The organism is Halarcobacter sp. (assembly GCF_963675975.1).
GTDB lineage: Bacteria > Campylobacterota > Campylobacteria > Campylobacterales > Arcobacteraceae > Halarcobacter.
In genome coordinates, this window is the sequence record NZ_OY780939.1 from 1,678,848 (window position 1) to 1,693,384 (window position 14,537).

At 27.7% G+C, this 14,537-nt stretch carries 19 protein-coding genes; 14 read left to right on the forward strand and 5 right to left on the reverse strand.

What is annotated here, in order from left to right:
* The first annotated feature begins 15 nt into the window (after positions 1-15).
* Genes ruvA through ACKU3H_RS08245 form a run of 6 tightly spaced genes read left to right on the forward strand, consistent with a single transcriptional unit; the run spans position 16 to position 5,087 of the window.
* On the forward strand, positions 16-576 hold the full coding sequence (gene ruvA / locus ACKU3H_RS08220; RefSeq protein WP_320033368.1) for a Holliday junction branch migration protein RuvA: 561 nt from the start codon (positions 16-18) through the stop codon (positions 574-576).
* A 10-nt stretch (positions 577-586) separates the two neighbouring features.
* Positions 587-1,621: a D-alanine--D-alanine ligase gene (locus ACKU3H_RS08225; protein ID WP_320033369.1), complete on the forward strand. Its 1,035-nt coding sequence runs from the start codon at positions 587-589 to the stop codon at positions 1,619-1,621.
* Positions 1,622-2,341 carry an alpha/beta hydrolase gene (locus ACKU3H_RS08230; RefSeq protein ID WP_320033370.1) on the forward strand — a complete coding sequence of 240 codons (720 nt, stop codon included), beginning with the start codon at positions 1,622-1,624 and terminating at the stop codon, positions 2,339-2,341.
* Positions 2,341-3,780 (forward strand): UDP-N-acetylmuramoyl-tripeptide--D-alanyl-D-alanine ligase, encoded by a 1,440-nt coding sequence (locus ACKU3H_RS08235; RefSeq protein ID WP_320033371.1) that lies wholly within the window; start codon positions 2,341-2,343, stop codon positions 3,778-3,780. Before ACKU3H_RS08230 ends, ACKU3H_RS08235 begins: the two co-directional genes overlap by 1 nt.
* Before the next feature lie 19 nt (positions 3,781-3,799).
* Complete coding sequence (locus tag ACKU3H_RS08240; RefSeq protein ID WP_320033372.1) at positions 3,800-4,288, forward strand: HIT domain-containing protein; 489 nt, start codon at positions 3,800-3,802, stop codon at positions 4,286-4,288.
* A 34-nt stretch (positions 4,289-4,322) separates the two neighbouring features.
* Positions 4,323-5,087 carry a hypothetical protein gene (locus tag ACKU3H_RS08245; RefSeq protein ID WP_320033373.1) on the forward strand — a complete coding sequence of 255 codons (765 nt, stop codon included), beginning with the start codon at positions 4,323-4,325 and terminating at the stop codon, positions 5,085-5,087.
* Positions 5,088-5,548: 461 nt separating this feature from the next.
* Here the strand turns inward: ACKU3H_RS08245 and ACKU3H_RS08250 are convergent, their stop codons facing one another.
* Complete coding sequence (locus tag ACKU3H_RS08250; protein WP_320033374.1) at positions 5,549-6,520, reverse strand: IS110 family transposase; 972 nt, start codon at positions 6,518-6,520, stop codon at positions 5,549-5,551.
* A 425-nt stretch (positions 6,521-6,945) separates the two neighbouring features.
* A complete protein-coding gene (locus tag ACKU3H_RS08255; protein WP_320033375.1) occupies positions 6,946-7,215 on the reverse strand; it encodes a hypothetical protein in 270 nt (89 codons plus the stop codon).
* Between the two features lie 150 nt (positions 7,216-7,365).
* Between ACKU3H_RS08255 and def the strand changes: the two genes are divergently transcribed.
* The 3 genes from def (at position 7,366) to ACKU3H_RS08270 (ending at position 9,614) form a co-directional block, all read left to right on the forward strand.
* Entirely contained in the window at positions 7,366-7,890 is a 525-nt protein-coding gene (gene def, locus ACKU3H_RS08260) for a peptide deformylase (protein WP_320033376.1), read from the forward strand.
* 20 nt (positions 7,891-7,910) lie between these two features.
* Positions 7,911-8,261, forward strand: a complete 351-nt coding sequence (locus tag ACKU3H_RS08265; protein WP_320033377.1) for a RidA family protein — start codon at positions 7,911-7,913, stop codon at positions 8,259-8,261.
* Positions 8,262-8,366: 105 nt separating this feature from the next.
* Entirely contained in the window at positions 8,367-9,614 is a 1,248-nt protein-coding gene (locus ACKU3H_RS08270) for an FAD-dependent oxidoreductase (protein WP_320033378.1), read from the forward strand.
* Between the two features lie 12 nt (positions 9,615-9,626).
* Here ACKU3H_RS08270 and ACKU3H_RS08275 read toward each other — a convergent pair whose 3' ends face one another.
* Positions 9,627-9,950 (reverse strand): ribonuclease E inhibitor RraB, encoded by a 324-nt coding sequence (locus tag ACKU3H_RS08275; protein ID WP_320033379.1) that lies wholly within the window; start codon positions 9,948-9,950, stop codon positions 9,627-9,629.
* A 101-nt stretch (positions 9,951-10,051) separates the two neighbouring features.
* Entirely contained in the window at positions 10,052-11,344 is a 1,293-nt protein-coding gene (locus ACKU3H_RS08280) for an FAD-dependent protein (protein WP_320033380.1), read from the reverse strand.
* 123 nt (positions 11,345-11,467) lie between these two features.
* Between ACKU3H_RS08280 and ACKU3H_RS08285 the strand changes: the two genes are divergently transcribed.
* A complete protein-coding gene (locus tag ACKU3H_RS08285) occupies positions 11,468-12,094 on the forward strand; it encodes a type II CAAX prenyl endopeptidase Rce1 family protein (RefSeq protein WP_320033381.1) in 627 nt (208 codons plus the stop codon).
* On the opposite strand, the gene ACKU3H_RS08290 is transcribed toward ACKU3H_RS08285, so the two are convergent.
* Positions 12,091-12,504 (reverse strand): hypothetical protein, encoded by a 414-nt coding sequence (locus ACKU3H_RS08290; RefSeq protein WP_320033382.1) that lies wholly within the window; start codon positions 12,502-12,504, stop codon positions 12,091-12,093. The two genes, ACKU3H_RS08285 and ACKU3H_RS08290, sit on opposite strands and share 4 nt — an antisense overlap.
* A gap of 251 nt (positions 12,505-12,755) precedes the next feature.
* On the opposite strand from ACKU3H_RS08290, the gene rpsJ reads away from it, so the two are divergent.
* The 4 genes from rpsJ to ACKU3H_RS08310 are packed head-to-tail and all read left to right on the forward strand — an operon-like array spanning position 12,756 to position 14,533.
* Positions 12,756-13,070 (forward strand): 30S ribosomal protein S10, encoded by a 315-nt coding sequence (gene rpsJ / locus ACKU3H_RS08295; protein ID WP_044415638.1) that lies wholly within the window; start codon positions 12,756-12,758, stop codon positions 13,068-13,070.
* 17 nt (positions 13,071-13,087) lie between these two features.
* Positions 13,088-13,663 (forward strand): 50S ribosomal protein L3, encoded by a 576-nt coding sequence (gene rplC, locus ACKU3H_RS08300; RefSeq protein WP_320033383.1) that lies wholly within the window; start codon positions 13,088-13,090, stop codon positions 13,661-13,663.
* Positions 13,660-14,250: a 50S ribosomal protein L4 gene (gene rplD / locus ACKU3H_RS08305; RefSeq protein ID WP_320033384.1), complete on the forward strand. Its 591-nt coding sequence runs from the start codon at positions 13,660-13,662 to the stop codon at positions 14,248-14,250. Before rplC ends, rplD begins: the two co-directional genes overlap by 4 nt.
* Before the next feature lies 1 nt (position 14,251).
* Complete coding sequence (locus tag ACKU3H_RS08310; protein ID WP_044415633.1) at positions 14,252-14,533, forward strand: 50S ribosomal protein L23; 282 nt, start codon at positions 14,252-14,254, stop codon at positions 14,531-14,533.
* Positions 14,534-14,537: the final 4 nt, after the last annotated feature.

The following is a 14,537-nucleotide window of genomic DNA, read 5'->3' on the forward strand; positions in this document are numbered from 1 at the left end:
TAAACTTGGAAAATAATGATTGTAGGCATTGAAGGTATAATTGAAAGAAAAGAACCGACATTATTAAATCTAAATGTGAACGGTATTATATACGAAATATTCGTATCAGTGAATTGTAGTTCAAAAATTATTGATAATAAGGTCAAATTAAATATAACACATATTATAAGAGAAGATTCTCAAACTTTATATGGTTTTTTAGACCCAAATGAAAAAAAACTTTTTGATACAGTAATTAAAATTAATGGTGTAGGACCTAAAGTTGCATTAGCAATATGTTCTACTTTTACTCCAACTTCTTTTTCTCAAATTGTTAGTTCAAATGATATCTCGATGTTAAAAAGAGTTCCAGGTATTGGACCTAAAGGTGCAAGTAGAATTTTAGTAGAATTATCTGGATTTATTATTGATGGAGATGAGGATGAAAACTCTGATGCTTCACTTCATTTAGAGGCTTCATTAGCACTTGAATCTTTAGGATTTAAAAAAGATGTAGTATCAAAAGTATTGAAAAATTGTACAGGCACAAATACTGGTGATTTAGTAAAGCAAGCATTAAAACAGTTACAAAAATAGGAGAATTATAGTGAAAATAGGAATAGTTTTTGGCGGGATATCTTATGAGCATGAGATATCAATTGTATCTGCAATAGCTATGAAAGATGTATTAAAAGAAGAATTAGTTTATATCTTTTGTGATGAAAATAGAGATTTTTATCATATCCCGACAAATACAATAAAATCAAAACTTTTTAGTAGTGGTGAATATAAAAAATGCGATTTGTTAAATCTAAAAAAAGGTTCATTTGTTAAAAAGGGTTTATTCTCTGAAAAAAATCTAGATGTTGATGTTTATTTAAATCTTTCCCATGGTGGTGATGGTGAAGATGGTTTATACTCTTCTATTTTTGAGTTATATAATCTTCCTTATATAGGTCCTAGAAAAGGTGCTTGTAGCGTAAGTTTTAATAAGTTTTTAACAAAAGGTTATGCTCATAGTTGTGGTATCAAAACAATTGATTATAAATACTACACAAGGGAACAAAAAGTTGAAGTAGAAAAATTTCCAGTAATTATTAAGCCTGTTACTTTAGGTAGCTCAATTGGAGTATCTATTGTAAAATCTAATGAAGAATTAGAATATGCTTTAGATGTAGCCTTTGAATTTGATGATGCAGTAATTGTAGAGCCATTCATATCAGGTATCAAAGAATACAATCTTGCAGGTTGTAAAATAGCTGGTGAATATAATTTTTCTATTATAGAAGAACCTCAAAAAGCTGAATTCTTGGATTTTGATAAAAAGTATTTAGATTTTGCTAGAACATCTACTGCTTTAAAAGCTGATATTAGTGAAGAATTAGCTTCAAAAATAAAAGAATCATTTAAAAAAATATATAATACTACTTTTGAAGGTGCATTGATTAGATGTGACTTTTTTGTTATAGATGATGAAGTATATTTAAATGAAATAAATCCAGTACCAGGGTCAATGGCTAATTATCTATTTGAAGATTTTAATAAAACATTAGTATCTTTATCTTCATCATTACCAAAACAAAAATCGATTAAGATCACTTATGATTATGTAAATAAAATTCAAAGTGCAAAGGGAAAATAATTGGCTCTAAAGAGTATCATTGTAGATAATAAAGAGTTTGATATTGTTTATGATATTGTTAATGTAAACAAGGATAAAACAATTGTATTTCTTCATGGTTGGGGTTCAAATAAAGAGATTATGAAACAAGCATTCTCTTCTTACCTAAAAGAGTATAAGCATATTTATATAGATATGCCAGGTTTTGGTAAAAGCGTTACATCTTATAGTTTGACTACAAAAGATTATGCAAATATAATAGATACTTTTCTTAAAAATTTAAATTTAAATATTGTAGCAATAGCAGGTCACTCTTTTGGAGGAAAAGTTGCTACACTTTTAAATCCTGATAATCTGATTCTTTTAAGTACAGCTGGTATTTTAGAAGAAAAACCTTTAGATGTAAAACTTAAAATAAAAGCTTCAAAAATATTTAATAGCTTAGGTCTTGGAAAAATCACAAAAGCATTTAGAAGTAAAGATGTTGATAAAATGAGTGAAAACATGTATCAAACCTTTAAAAATGTTGTAAATGAAGATTTTACTAATAATTTTAATTCTTATGAAAAAAATGGTATGATTTTTTGGGGAGAAGATGATCAAGCAACTTCTCTTGAATCAGGTAAAAAAATTCATTCTTTGATTAAAAATAGTAGTTTTGATTCATATAAGTCTGATCACTACTTTTTCTTAAAGTTTGCATCTAATATTTGTCAAAAAATTGAAAATGGGATTCGTTAATGGAATATTTATATATTTTTACACATATATTACTTATAATGTCTTTGGGCTGGTATTTAATAACTAACCTTCAATGGTATAACTATAAACTAGAAAGAGTAATACTTAAACATCACAAGTGGCAATGGCACATCACTTATTTTGCTTCGCCAATAGTATTTTTTTATATATTGCCTGAGTTGTATTTTACTATCTACTTTTATTTACTTTTTATGACAAGTTTTGTCCTTTGGAATAAAAAACTTGATAGGCCTTTAGTCTTAACAGGTAGAGTAAAAAGATTTTTAGCACTATTACTTTTTATAACATTTGCAATAATTGCACTTTGCCTAACAAATGAAGATTGTAACTCTTCCGCTGTATTGTTTGTACCAATATTTTTAGCTTATATAGTTTCATATCTTTTAGAAAAAATGTTTTTTATCTCATTTAAAAATAAAGCAAAAGAGAGACTTGAAGCAATACCAGCTTTAAAAATTGTTGCTATTACAGCATCATATGGTAAAACTTCTATAAAAAACTATTTATATCATGTACTAAAAAGAAAATATAAAGTATATAAAACACCAAGATCTGTAAATACTATGGGTGGAATTGTATTAGATGTAAATAGAGATTTACCCCTTGATTCTCAAATCTATATTGCAGAAGCAGGAGCTAGAGAAAAAGGTGATATTGAAGAGATTACAACATTTTTAGAGCCACAATATTGTGTCTTAGGAAGTGTTGGAGAACAACATATTGAGTATTTTAAAACCTTAGATAATATTATTCAAACTAAAATGGAAATCTTAACTTCACCTAGAATGAAAAAAGGTTTTGTACACGAATCTGTTCCAATTAAAGATTATGAAACAATAGTCAAGTTTCCAGATAATCTTCATGTTACTATGTCAAACCTTGATGGTATCTGGTTTGATATTGTTATAAATGGAAAACAAGAACATTTCTCAGCTCCAATACTAGGAAGCTTCAATGCTATAAATCTAACAGCAGTTATATTAGTTGCACATGAGTTAGGAATGAGTATTGATGAAATCAAATTATCTTTAAAAGATTTACCACAAGTTGAACATAGACTTCAAAAAATAGAAGCAGGTGGTAAAGTTATTATAGATGATAGTTTCAATGGAAACCTAGAAGGTATGCTAGAAGCTATAAATATTTGTTCTCACCATGAGGGAAGAAAAGTGATTATAACTCCAGGTTTAGTTGAATCAACTTCTGAAGCAAACATTCTTTTAGCAAATGAGATAAATGAAAAATTTGATTTTGCAATAATAACTGGGACATTAAATGCGCATCTTCTAAGTTCAAACATAGATGAAGATAAACTATTTATCTTAAAAGAAAAAGCAGATATGGAAAAAGTATTAGCAGAAAAAACTAGAGCAGGGGATTTAATCCTTTTTGCAAATGATGCACCAAACTTTATATAAAAAAATAGGATAGTTTTAAATGGAACATTTATATGCACCTTGGAGATACGATTATGTTACTGACGAAAAAGTAGAAGGATGTATTTTTTGTCATATCTCTAAGCATGTAGATGAGGAAAAGTATCAAGTCCTTTTTCATGATGAATATTGCTATGTAGTAATGAATAAATTTCCATATTCCCCAGGACACCTTATGGTGATCCCACATTTTCATACAGATAAAATAAAAGAGCTAGAAGATAATGTTTGGGCAAGAATGAGTATAAGAATAAGGCAAGCAGTTAGCTTACTAAAAGAGACAATGAATTGTGAAGGTGTAAATATAGGTATGAACCTAGGAAAAGCAGCCGGAGCAGGAATAGCTCAACACGTACACTATCACGCATTACCTAGATGGATAGGGGATACAAATTTTATATCTAGTATTGGTGGGGTTAGAGTTTATCCTGCTGATTTTGATGAGATTTTTTTGAAGCTAAAAGGGCAGGCTTCTAAATATTTTGTTTAGTTTTAATAATAAAATTTATTCTTAAAGAGATAGTATGAAATATATAATAATTTTATTTGTGATAATAGTTTTAGGTAATTTAATTTTAACTATTTTAAATATTAATAATTCACCTATAATTATTTTAAGTGGAGATAATATAAAAAATATAGAAAACCTTTGGGAAATTAGGGGTCAAATAGGAGATATACTATCAGGACACTTTGCTGCGCTTGCTTTTTTTGCAGTTGCATTTAGTATTATTCTACAAAATGAATCAAACAAACATATGAAAAAGAGTATTCATAAGCAAGAGGAATCTTTAATTCAACAAAGTGAAGCATTAAAAATTCAATCAAATAGTTTAGAAGCACAAATTAAAGAACTTCAAGAATCAAGGAAAGAAAGCGAGAAGCAAACGGAAGAATTTTTTATTAATAATTTTAATTTAAAGCTTGATAGGTATTATAAAATACTTAATCAAAATATGAAATATATTATGCATGATAATATTCTTTCTGAAAATGCAAAAATAATACGTAACATAAAAAAAGGAACTGATATTTCACAAGATGAAAAATATAGAATTGAATCATTACAGATACTTTCTTATAAAGTATTTGAAGTATTAGAACTTATTTATGAAGAAATTAATTTATGTAAAAAATTTGATACTTCATATATAACACTTTTAAAAGAATTTGAAATTAATATTAATACAAATTTTCATATAAGTTTACTTTGTTCTATTGCTAATGATCATAGTCTAGAAAAATATAAGTTCTTAAACTTATTTAATGAAAAATTTCCAGATGGATAATATAGCTTATCGACTTTCTTTTGTGAAAAAGAAAGTAGCAAAGAAATCACCCTACGAAGTTTTGAAGGCTGAAGCTTCCCGAGCTTATTATTTATCTCTTTTCTGTGCCTAAAAACTCGCTAAAGAGTGCGTCAAAGCACTCTTCTTAACGCTCAAACAGTTTAGTCACGGGTTTCGAAAAGAGATAAATAAACGCTCAGCTTCAAAAATGCAGGGAGATTGGATAAGGACATTTGATTTGTTTAGTACCATTCTATTTAAATTGGTGTCGTGTTAAATCTAACTAAGAAAGTTTGTGGCTAGAGTAATCTAGTCCAGACTTTGTTGAAGCCGGAAGTTTTCTAATTATTTCCGAAAAAGACCGAGGACTGTCTGAGAGAAAAAGGTGACTAGATGTCACGTTTTTATCGAGTTGCCACCTTAAAAAAATATAAAAATCCCGAATGAAGTTTATAATAAAATTAAATTCTTTCTGAATCATATGGTACATTATTTTTATATACGGCATGAGCAATAACTAATAGTTTTCTCATAATTGCTACTTGTATAACTGTAGTATGTTTTCCATTTTCTTTTAGTCTATCATAAAACTTTTTTAATTTTTCGTTATTTCTTATTGATGTCATTGCTGGCATAAACAAAGTACCTCTACATATTTTTGAACCTGCTTTTGATATTTTTGTTTTTCCATTAACTGATATACCTGAACTTTTTTCTATTGGATCTAATCCTGCTAAAGATACAATTTGTTTTTGATTAGCATTTTTATATTGAATAAAATGTATAAGTAATACAATTGAAGATATTTCTCCTATACCATCAATTGTTTGTGAATTATTAAATGATTGTTGAAGTCTCTCATTTTTTTTTATGATTGATTTTATTTTTTTGATAATTTTTTGTTCTTGTTTTTTTAAAAATTGATATTGTAATTCAAACTCTTTTATCAAATAGCTTTTATCTTTTTTTGCTTTTAAAGCAGCTATATGGTTTTTAGTTATAACTTGTTGTTTAATAATTAATTTATATCCAGAGATAAGTTCTTTTAATTCTTCTTCTAGAGTATCTACAATAGGTATTTTAATATCTTTATCTTTAGCTGTAACAATCATTTTAGATAAAAGCTGTGCATCTTTTATATCATTTTTATTTCTATATCCCATTACTTTTGCAAAGCTAGCACTTTTTTTAGGATTTACTATAAAACTTTTTATATTTTTGTTTGCACAAAACTGTTTTAAAAGAAATGAATAATTAGCTGTAGGTTCATAAATAAATACTAATTTATCAATCTCATTTTTATAAAGTTTTTTTAGTTTAGAGTATAAACTTTTTATTCCATTTAAACTATTTTCAATAATTAAATCTAAATCATTTATTGGAATATAAACATTAATTGTTGACTTACTTACGTCTAATCCGATAGAATACATTTCTTGAACCTTTATTTTAGTATAAAGAGTTCGTTAGGGTAGGATTTCTCCTACCTGATAATTGTTATACAAACTTTAGACTTATAAAATACGAACTAGTTATAAAACTGTTCTTGTTGCCACTCAAATTTAAAGTATAACTATCAAACTCGCCATCAAGCTAATTATAAATTATTTTTTATAATTGCTTTAGTTCCGCAACGATATATTATCTTTCAAACTCTTTGGAAATATATTAACTATATTCCCTTAAATGTATTATATAAGTTTCGCAGGTCAGGAAATCATTAGCAAACTGTAGGGAAGCTCCGCCTTCAACAACCGTCTGGTTGCTTTTTGCCATACTTTTTTCAATAAAAAAGTATGAAAGCGTACTCACTTCGTGAGTACAAGAGAGATAAGAGGAGTGTCCAACTCCTCAAAACTTATTCGTGTGAATGACTCTCAGCAATTAACTCCTGAATTTTCCCATAAACTTCAGTAGCCTGCTCATCATCAATCTTATCTTCATTTACCGCATAAACAATATTTTGTAACTCCACAAGAAATGACTCCATATCTCTTATTTCATCCATAGTTTCATCTGTTTGTTCTTTTTTTTCAATAATCTTATGTAAATCTTCTAAATATGCTTCTACCTCTGGTATCATTGTATTTTCAACAACTTCTAATAAATCTTTTTTAATTTGTGTCATATTTTGATATATCCTTTTATTTTTTATATTATATCTTATCAAAGCCCTAATTTATATTTCTTTTGTAGACTTTAATATGTAAAAATATAATTTTTTAATCCAAGTAAAATATTATTCAAATATAATTGCAAAAAAGAAAAAAGAGTATATATGAAAGATGAATGTTCTATAGCAAAATTAGGTGAAGCTATTCTTAGAAAAAAAGCTAAAAAAGTTAAAAATATTAATTCTAAAAAAATACAAAATCTTATAAAGAAAATGATAACTTGTGTAAAAGAAAATAAAGGTGTTGGTTTAGCTGCTCCTCAAATATTTGAATCATATCAAATATTAGTCATCTCTTCTCATCCAAATGAAAGATACCCAAATGCTCCACTTATGAAAGATGAAGTATTAATCAATCCAGAGATTATAAAAAAATCAAAAAAGAAAGTAAAAGATTGGGAAGGGTGTTTAAGTATTCCAGGAATTAGAGCTAAAGTTCCAAGACATACTAAAATAGAAGTAAAATATACTACTATGGAGGGTAAAACAAAAAATGTTATTTTTGAAGATTTTATTGCAAGGATTTTTCAGCATGAATATGACCATTTGATAGGAAAAGTTTATTTAGATAGGGTTAAAGATAATATTGATATTGTTTCCCAAGAACAATATTTTAAATTGATTTCATAACTATAAAAATTGGAGAATGTATGATAATAAGAAAACAAGTAAACGAAAAAATGAGTAGAATAGTTGAACACAACGGAGTAGTATATTTTGCAGGAATTGTATCAGATGATAAAGAATTAGATATAAAAGTACAAGCAAAAAGAGCTTTAGAGATAGCAGAAGAAAGGTTTAAAGAAGCAGGAGTTAGTAAACACACTATCTTAAGAACAGAAATATTTTTAAAAGATATTTATAGGGATTTTGAAGATTTTAATAAAGTTTGGAAAGAATGGATTCCTGAAAATGATAAACCAGCACGTTCATGTGTTCAAGCAAATATGGCTAGTCATAATACTTTAATTGAGCTAGTTATAACAGCAGCAAAAGAATAATTATTTGATTTATATGTTAATCTAGTTAAAATATATACAAAAAATTTTAAAAAATACGATAATATTTTAGTATCATTAAAATATTAGAGAAAAAAAGGATACCTTATGAAAAGAGATATAATCATAATAGGTGGTGGAATTGTTGGTTTATGTAGTGCTTATTTTTTACAAAAAAGTGGACGTAAAGTAACTATTATAGATGAAAATGATATTACAGATTCAACCTCATTTGGAAATGCAGGTCTTTTATCAGCATTTGATAAATCTCCATTAAGTTATCCAGGGGTAGTTTCAAATACTTTAAAACTAATGTTAAGAGGACAATCTCCAGCAGTAATTCATCCATCTTTAGATCCTAAAGTATATAAATGGCTAATTAATTTTATGCTAAATGCAAATGAAAAGCGTACTAAAAAAACTATGATGCTTTTTGAAAAATATGGAGAGATATCTTTAAACCTATATGAAAAAATGGTAAATGAAGATAAGCTAGATTTTGATTTTCATAGGGATGGAATGTTATCTGTTTTTACTGAAGAGAAAAGTTATAATGAAAGATTGAAAAAATATGATTATGTTGATGAAGATAGGTTTAAAATCTTAGATAAAAATGAATTAAAAGAGTACCTTCCAAGTGCAAATATAGATAAAATAAAAGGTGCAATACTATTTAAAAAGAATGCTAGATTTGACCCAGGTTTAACTATGTTAGAGTTAAAAAGACATCTTATGGAAGCTGGAGTTGAGTTTATATTAAATGAAAAAATAGAAAGTATTAGAGTAGAAGCAAAAGAGGTTAAACACCTAGTTTCTTCTAAAAACAATTTTTATGAAGCAGAACATTATATTATGTCTACAGGTTATCAAACAATATTAGCTAGCAAATGTAATAAAGATTTAATGATGACACCTGCAAAAGGTTATAGTATAACATTTGAAATGGATAAAGAGTTTACTCCTAAAGTATCTACAATCTTCAATGATTTATTTGTAGTTATGACACCAAGAAGAAACGATGTTAGATTTACTTCAAAGTTGGAGATTGGCAGTGATGATACAAATGTGGTTCAAAAACAAATAGATAGTATAAAAAAGAATTTTTTTGAATATAATAAAAAGTTTGAAATGCGAAATGAAAAGTATTGGACTGGTTTTAGACCTCTAACTCCAAATGATATTCCATTAATAGGAAGAGATGAAGATATAAACAATCTTACTTATGGTATGGGATTAGGTTGGCTTGGTATGACTTTTGGACCAGCAATTGGAACTATTATTAATGATTTAGTAGTAAATGATAAGAAAAATGCTCAAAGTGATGATATCTTAATGTTCTCTGGTTTTTATCAATAAGATAAAACCAGATTACTTTAATCCCATCTCTTCTACATCAAAACCTTCAAAGCTACTGATGTGTAGAGTTTGAGCAATATTTTCAAACTCTTTACATCTGTTATACAAGGTATCTTTAGTGTGAATATTTATCTCTTCAACACATAAATAGTATGTTTTATTTTCGTAACATATCTCAAGAGTTGAATACCCTTCTGAATCCAAAAGCTCTTTTGCTTTTCGTAAAACTTTACTATCTTTATTACTAAAGTAAAATCCCCAACTAAGTCTAGTATTTAGATTTATACTACATTCTCTTGCTGTATTATTAAAAAATTCTTCTATATTTCTTTTCATATTAAAATTGTATATCTAAAAATTAAATTTCAGGTAAAGAGTATAAGAAAATTTAATAATTTACACATTTTTTAGCCAAAACTGTGACAGCAATTGTGACATTAGTATAAATAAGTTTTATTTAAGACTCCATTCGCTGCTTTTATACCAGATGCCCAAGCAGCAGTTATCCCTCTACTTGTTCCAGCTCCATCTCCAATAATATAATAACCATCTTTAACCATAAAATTTTTATTTAGAAAATTTGGTTTATTGGAATATGTTTTAATTTCTGGATAATAAAGTATTGTTGATGGGTGTAAAACACCAGGAACAATAGAATCAAGTTTTTTTAATGCACTCCAAATATCTCTTAAAATTTTTGCTGGCATGCTTAAACTTAAATCACCTGCAACTGCATTGGATAAGGTTGGTTTAAAATCATATAAATCATCATTGAAGGTTTCTTTTTTACTTCTTTGTCCTAATCTAAAGTCACCAACCCTTTGCATAATAACAGAACCACCACTTAATTGCATAACCATTTCACCTAAGATTTTTCCAAACTGTTGACCACTTACAACAGGTTCTGTTAATCTAATAGTTTTTAACATAGCAAAATTTACAAGATTATTAGGTTTTTTATCCCTAGACATTGAGTGTCCATTTACTGAATAATACCCCTTATACTTTTCTCTTACTATATGAGCACAACCTGAGTTTGTACAAAAGGTTCTTACTTTATTTGGAAAAAGAATTTTAGGGTCATAATACTCTTTTACAATAGGATAGTTTTCTTCTCTTGTTTCAACTCTTATCCCTATATCTACAATATTATCATTATAAGTTACACCTAACTTATCCATTTGTTCTTGCATCCAGTCATAATCTGCACGCCCAGGACCTAGAATTATATCTTTAAATTCTATTTTAAAATTGTCACTTAGTATTAATTCTTTTTTATCTGAAACTAACTCTTTTACTTCTGTTTCAAGTGCTACTGTTACATTTAAATCTCTTAATTGCTCAATTAAACCATTTATTAATGCTGATGATTTGTCGGTACCAACATGTGCCTGATCAATTGCTAATATATTTACATCTAGTTTTTGTGCTCTTTGAATATATTTCTCAATGTTTAGTCTTGTTTCCATTTTTGGTTTTAAATGGTTTGCAACTTCTATTAATAGTTTTTGAGCTTCATCTTTTTCCCAATGTTCTAAAGGAAATCCCACTGGATAGGTATAGTTTTGTTTACAATCATTTCTTAAACCACCAGAACTAATCTTTTTCTTTTCTATAAGTAAAATACTTTTATTAGAATTTTCTGCAAGTTTAAAAGCTGCACCTAGAGCTGACGGACCTGAGCCTACAATAATTACATCGTAGTATGAGTTTAGTTTAATATTTTCCATAAATTAATTATATCAGAACTAAAAAATTAAATACAGAAAAATATTTCAAACTATATCACCAAGATGTAATCAAAACAGCATATAATTAAAAAGATTATTTACAATATATACAATTGGATTAAAATGATTACTATCCCATATTTTAAATTTTTTGAATTTTTATTAATATTTATTTGTTTACCACTATTATTTGTTTATAAAATATTATCACCATTTTTTATAATACCAACACTGTGGATTTTAACATTTTATATACTATATATTACAAGTATTGGTAATAGCAAAGTTATATTTGACAAAATAAAAAAATCAGATTTGCATTATGTATTAAAAAGATTTTTTTATTTTGCATGTTTCTTATTGATTTTTACATACTTATTTTATGAAGATAGATTATTTAATTTTATTTTAGAAAAACCAAAAGTATTTATATTTGTTTTGTTTTTGTATCCTATATTATCAGTAATACCTCAAGAGTTAATTTTCAGAAGATTTTTTCTTTTCAGATATGAGTTAATTTTTAGAAAAGAGGCTTTAATTGTATTAAATGCATTGGTTTTTGCATTTATACATATTATCTTTCAAAATTATATTGCAGTATTGTTTAGTTTAGTTGGTGGCTATTTATTTATGAAAACATACATAGAAAGTAAATCATTTACTCTCGTATGTATTGAACACAGTTTATATGGAAATTTTATTTTTGCAGTTGGTTTAGGGGAGTTCTTTTATCATGGAAATATAACTTAAAATACAAAAGCTATCTCAGTTATATTTATATTATATACTTCAACCTTGACCCCATCAGAATCTAAAATTGAATATTTGATAGAATAAGCTGATGGATCTTCGATTTCCATATTTTGAGCTACAAAATTAATATACTTTTTGTAATCAATTACTGAATATATAAATTTTACCTTCTTTTCAAATTTATCATCATCAATATATAAAGCATAGATCTGTTTATCTTTTTCTCTATCATATTTATCTAAAAAGTTTTTCTTATATAATTGTGTAGGAATATCAGAATTGTAATCTTTGCTATCATATAAATAGTAATCTTCTGTAAGTAGTTCTTCTAAGTTTTCACTTATTTCAAAATAGTTGTATTTTTTATAGTTTTGATTATCTTCTATTAAATGTTGTTTTCTAATCATTGTTTCTCCTAAAAATTTACTTTATATAATTTTCACTTTAATATATATAAAAGCAGTATTCTTTTGTTTAGCTTAAATAGTTCCCTAATTATATATACTTGTCCTTATTAAAAGGAAAGAAAAAAGAGAATTTATACATAGAAGTACCATAACTATTGACATTTAATAAAATTTTTATTATAATACGCGCCCACTAAAAGTGGTTAGAGTGCATTTTATGGCACATCTAACGAGTTCTTTAAAGGAAAAACATGGAAAAAATTAGATTAAAGCTTAAAGCTTACGATCATAGAGTTTTAGACAGAAGTGTTGCTTCAATTGTTGAAGCTGTTAAAAGAACTGGTGCTGAGTTGAGAGGTCCAATACCTTTACCAACAAAGATCAGAAAATATACAGTTCTTAAAGGTCCACACGTAAACAAAGACGCTAGAGAGCAATTTGAAATCAGAGTGCACACAAGAATGATTGATATCATTGCTGCAACTCCTGATACTGTTGATTCATTAATGAAACTTGACTTAGCTCCTGAAGTTGATGTTGAAGTTAGATCAATGGGTCAAGAATAATAAAGAAAGGGTAATAAATGGAATTTATCGTAGAAAAAATCGGTATGAGTAGAACTATTACAGTTCCTGCAACGCCAGTTACACTTTTAAAAGTTCTTGATACAAAAGTATGTGATGTAGCTGAGGGTGTAGCACTTGTTTCGTATGCTTCAGGGAAGAAATTCAATAAAGCAATCGAAGGTCAACAAAAAAAATATGGTTTAAGCAAAGAGTTTAACAGATTTGCAACAATGAATGTAGCAAATGCTGAAGCTGGTGATTTAGATGTATCTGGATTATCTGAAGCTAAAGTTTTAAAAACAACTTTTAAAACAAAAGGTAGAGGATTTCAAGGTGGAGTTAAAAGATGGAACTTCGCTGGTGGTAGAGCATCACACGGACACAGAATGGGTAGAAGAACAGGTTCTATCGGTAACTGTGAGTGGCCAGGTAGAGTTATGCCAGGTAAAAAAATGCCAGGACAATACGGAAATACAAATGTTACTGTTAAAAATGAAGTAGTTTCTTTTGACGCAGAAACAGGTATATTAGTTGTAAAAGGTTCAGTTTCTGGATCAAATGGTAGATTAGGAAGAGTAAGGATTGCTAAATGAGTAACGCTGTAGAAGTAAAAGCAAATGAGTTACCAGAATCTTTCAAAGAGATTAACTCACACAATTTATATCTTTATGTTAAATCTTACTTAGCAGCTCAAAGAGCAAACACTGCTAGAGTAAAAAACAGATCTGAAGTAAGCGGTGGTGGTAAAAAACCTAAAGCTCAAAAAGGTTCTGGTGGAGCTAGATGGGGTTCTAAAAGATCACCACTATTCGTTGGTGGGGGTCAAGTATTTGGACCTACAAAAAGAAACTACAATCAAAAAATCAATAAAAAGCAAAAAGCTTTAGCATTAAGTTATGCTATTAACGCTCAAGCTGAAAATGGTTCTTTATTTGTAGCTGATTCAATCAAAGTTGAGTCTGGTAAAACTAAAGATGCGGTTTCAATTATTAATGGACTAAACAAAAGAGATACTCTTGTAATTGTTGATTCAATTGAAGAGAAAACATACTTAGCGTTTAGAAACATTAAAAATTGTTATATGATTGAGAAACAAGAAGTAAATGCTTACATTGTTGCAGCATATCACTCAGTACTAGTTGAAAAATCAGTACTTGAATCATTAACAAAAGAGGCGTAAGATGGCAGATATTACAGATATTAAAGCAATATTATATACAGAAAAGACAATCGAGCTTCAAGAAAATGGTGTAATCGTTGTTCAAACTAGTCCAAGAATGACTAAAAACGGTTTAAAAGAAGTATTTAAAGAGTATTTTGGAGTAACACCTTCAAAAATCAATTCTTTAAGACAAAGTGGTAAAGTGAAAAGATTTAGAGGAAGACCTGGTAGAAGACCTGACTTCAAAAAATTCTATGTTACATTACCTGAAGGCGCTGAAATAGCGAACCTATCAGCTTAAGGAG

Excerpts from the sequence above, each read along its gene's own strand:
- rplD (WP_320033384.1), top strand. The coding sequence starts at position 13,660 with ATGAGTAACGCTGTAGAAGTAAAAGCAAATGAGTTACCAGAATCTTTC.
- ruvA (WP_320033368.1), top strand. The coding sequence starts at position 16 with ATGATTGTAGGCATTGAAGGTATAATTGAAAGAAAAGAACCGACATTA.
- ACKU3H_RS08270 (WP_320033378.1), top strand. The coding sequence starts at position 8,367 with ATGAAAAGAGATATAATCATAATAGGTGGTGGAATTGTTGGTTTATGT.
- ACKU3H_RS08285 (WP_320033381.1), top strand. The coding sequence starts at position 11,468 with ATGATTACTATCCCATATTTTAAATTTTTTGAATTTTTATTAATATTT.
- rpsJ (WP_044415638.1), top strand. The coding sequence starts at position 12,756 with ATGGAAAAAATTAGATTAAAGCTTAAAGCTTACGATCATAGAGTTTTA.
- ACKU3H_RS08310 (WP_044415633.1), top strand. The coding sequence starts at position 14,252 with ATGGCAGATATTACAGATATTAAAGCAATATTATATACAGAAAAGACA.
- ACKU3H_RS08235 (WP_320033371.1), top strand. The coding sequence starts at position 2,341 with ATGGAATATTTATATATTTTTACACATATATTACTTATAATGTCTTTG.
- ACKU3H_RS08290 (WP_320033382.1), bottom strand. The coding sequence starts at position 12,504 with ATGATTAGAAAACAACATTTAATAGAAGATAATCAAAACTATAAAAAA.
- def (WP_320033376.1), top strand. The coding sequence starts at position 7,366 with ATGAAAGATGAATGTTCTATAGCAAAATTAGGTGAAGCTATTCTTAGA.
- ACKU3H_RS08265 (WP_320033377.1), top strand. The coding sequence starts at position 7,911 with ATGATAATAAGAAAACAAGTAAACGAAAAAATGAGTAGAATAGTTGAA.
- ACKU3H_RS08250 (WP_320033374.1), bottom strand. The coding sequence starts at position 6,520 with ATGTATTCTATCGGATTAGACGTAAGTAAGTCAACAATTAATGTTTAT.
- ACKU3H_RS08255 (WP_320033375.1), bottom strand. The coding sequence starts at position 7,215 with ATGACACAAATTAAAAAAGATTTATTAGAAGTTGTTGAAAATACAATG.
- rplC (WP_320033383.1), top strand. The coding sequence starts at position 13,088 with ATGGAATTTATCGTAGAAAAAATCGGTATGAGTAGAACTATTACAGTT.
- ACKU3H_RS08240 (WP_320033372.1), top strand. The coding sequence starts at position 3,800 with ATGGAACATTTATATGCACCTTGGAGATACGATTATGTTACTGACGAA.
- ACKU3H_RS08245 (WP_320033373.1), top strand. The coding sequence starts at position 4,323 with ATGAAATATATAATAATTTTATTTGTGATAATAGTTTTAGGTAATTTA.
- ACKU3H_RS08280 (WP_320033380.1), bottom strand. The coding sequence starts at position 11,344 with ATGGAAAATATTAAACTAAACTCATACTACGATGTAATTATTGTAGGC.
- ACKU3H_RS08275 (WP_320033379.1), bottom strand. The coding sequence starts at position 9,950 with ATGAAAAGAAATATAGAAGAATTTTTTAATAATACAGCAAGAGAATGT.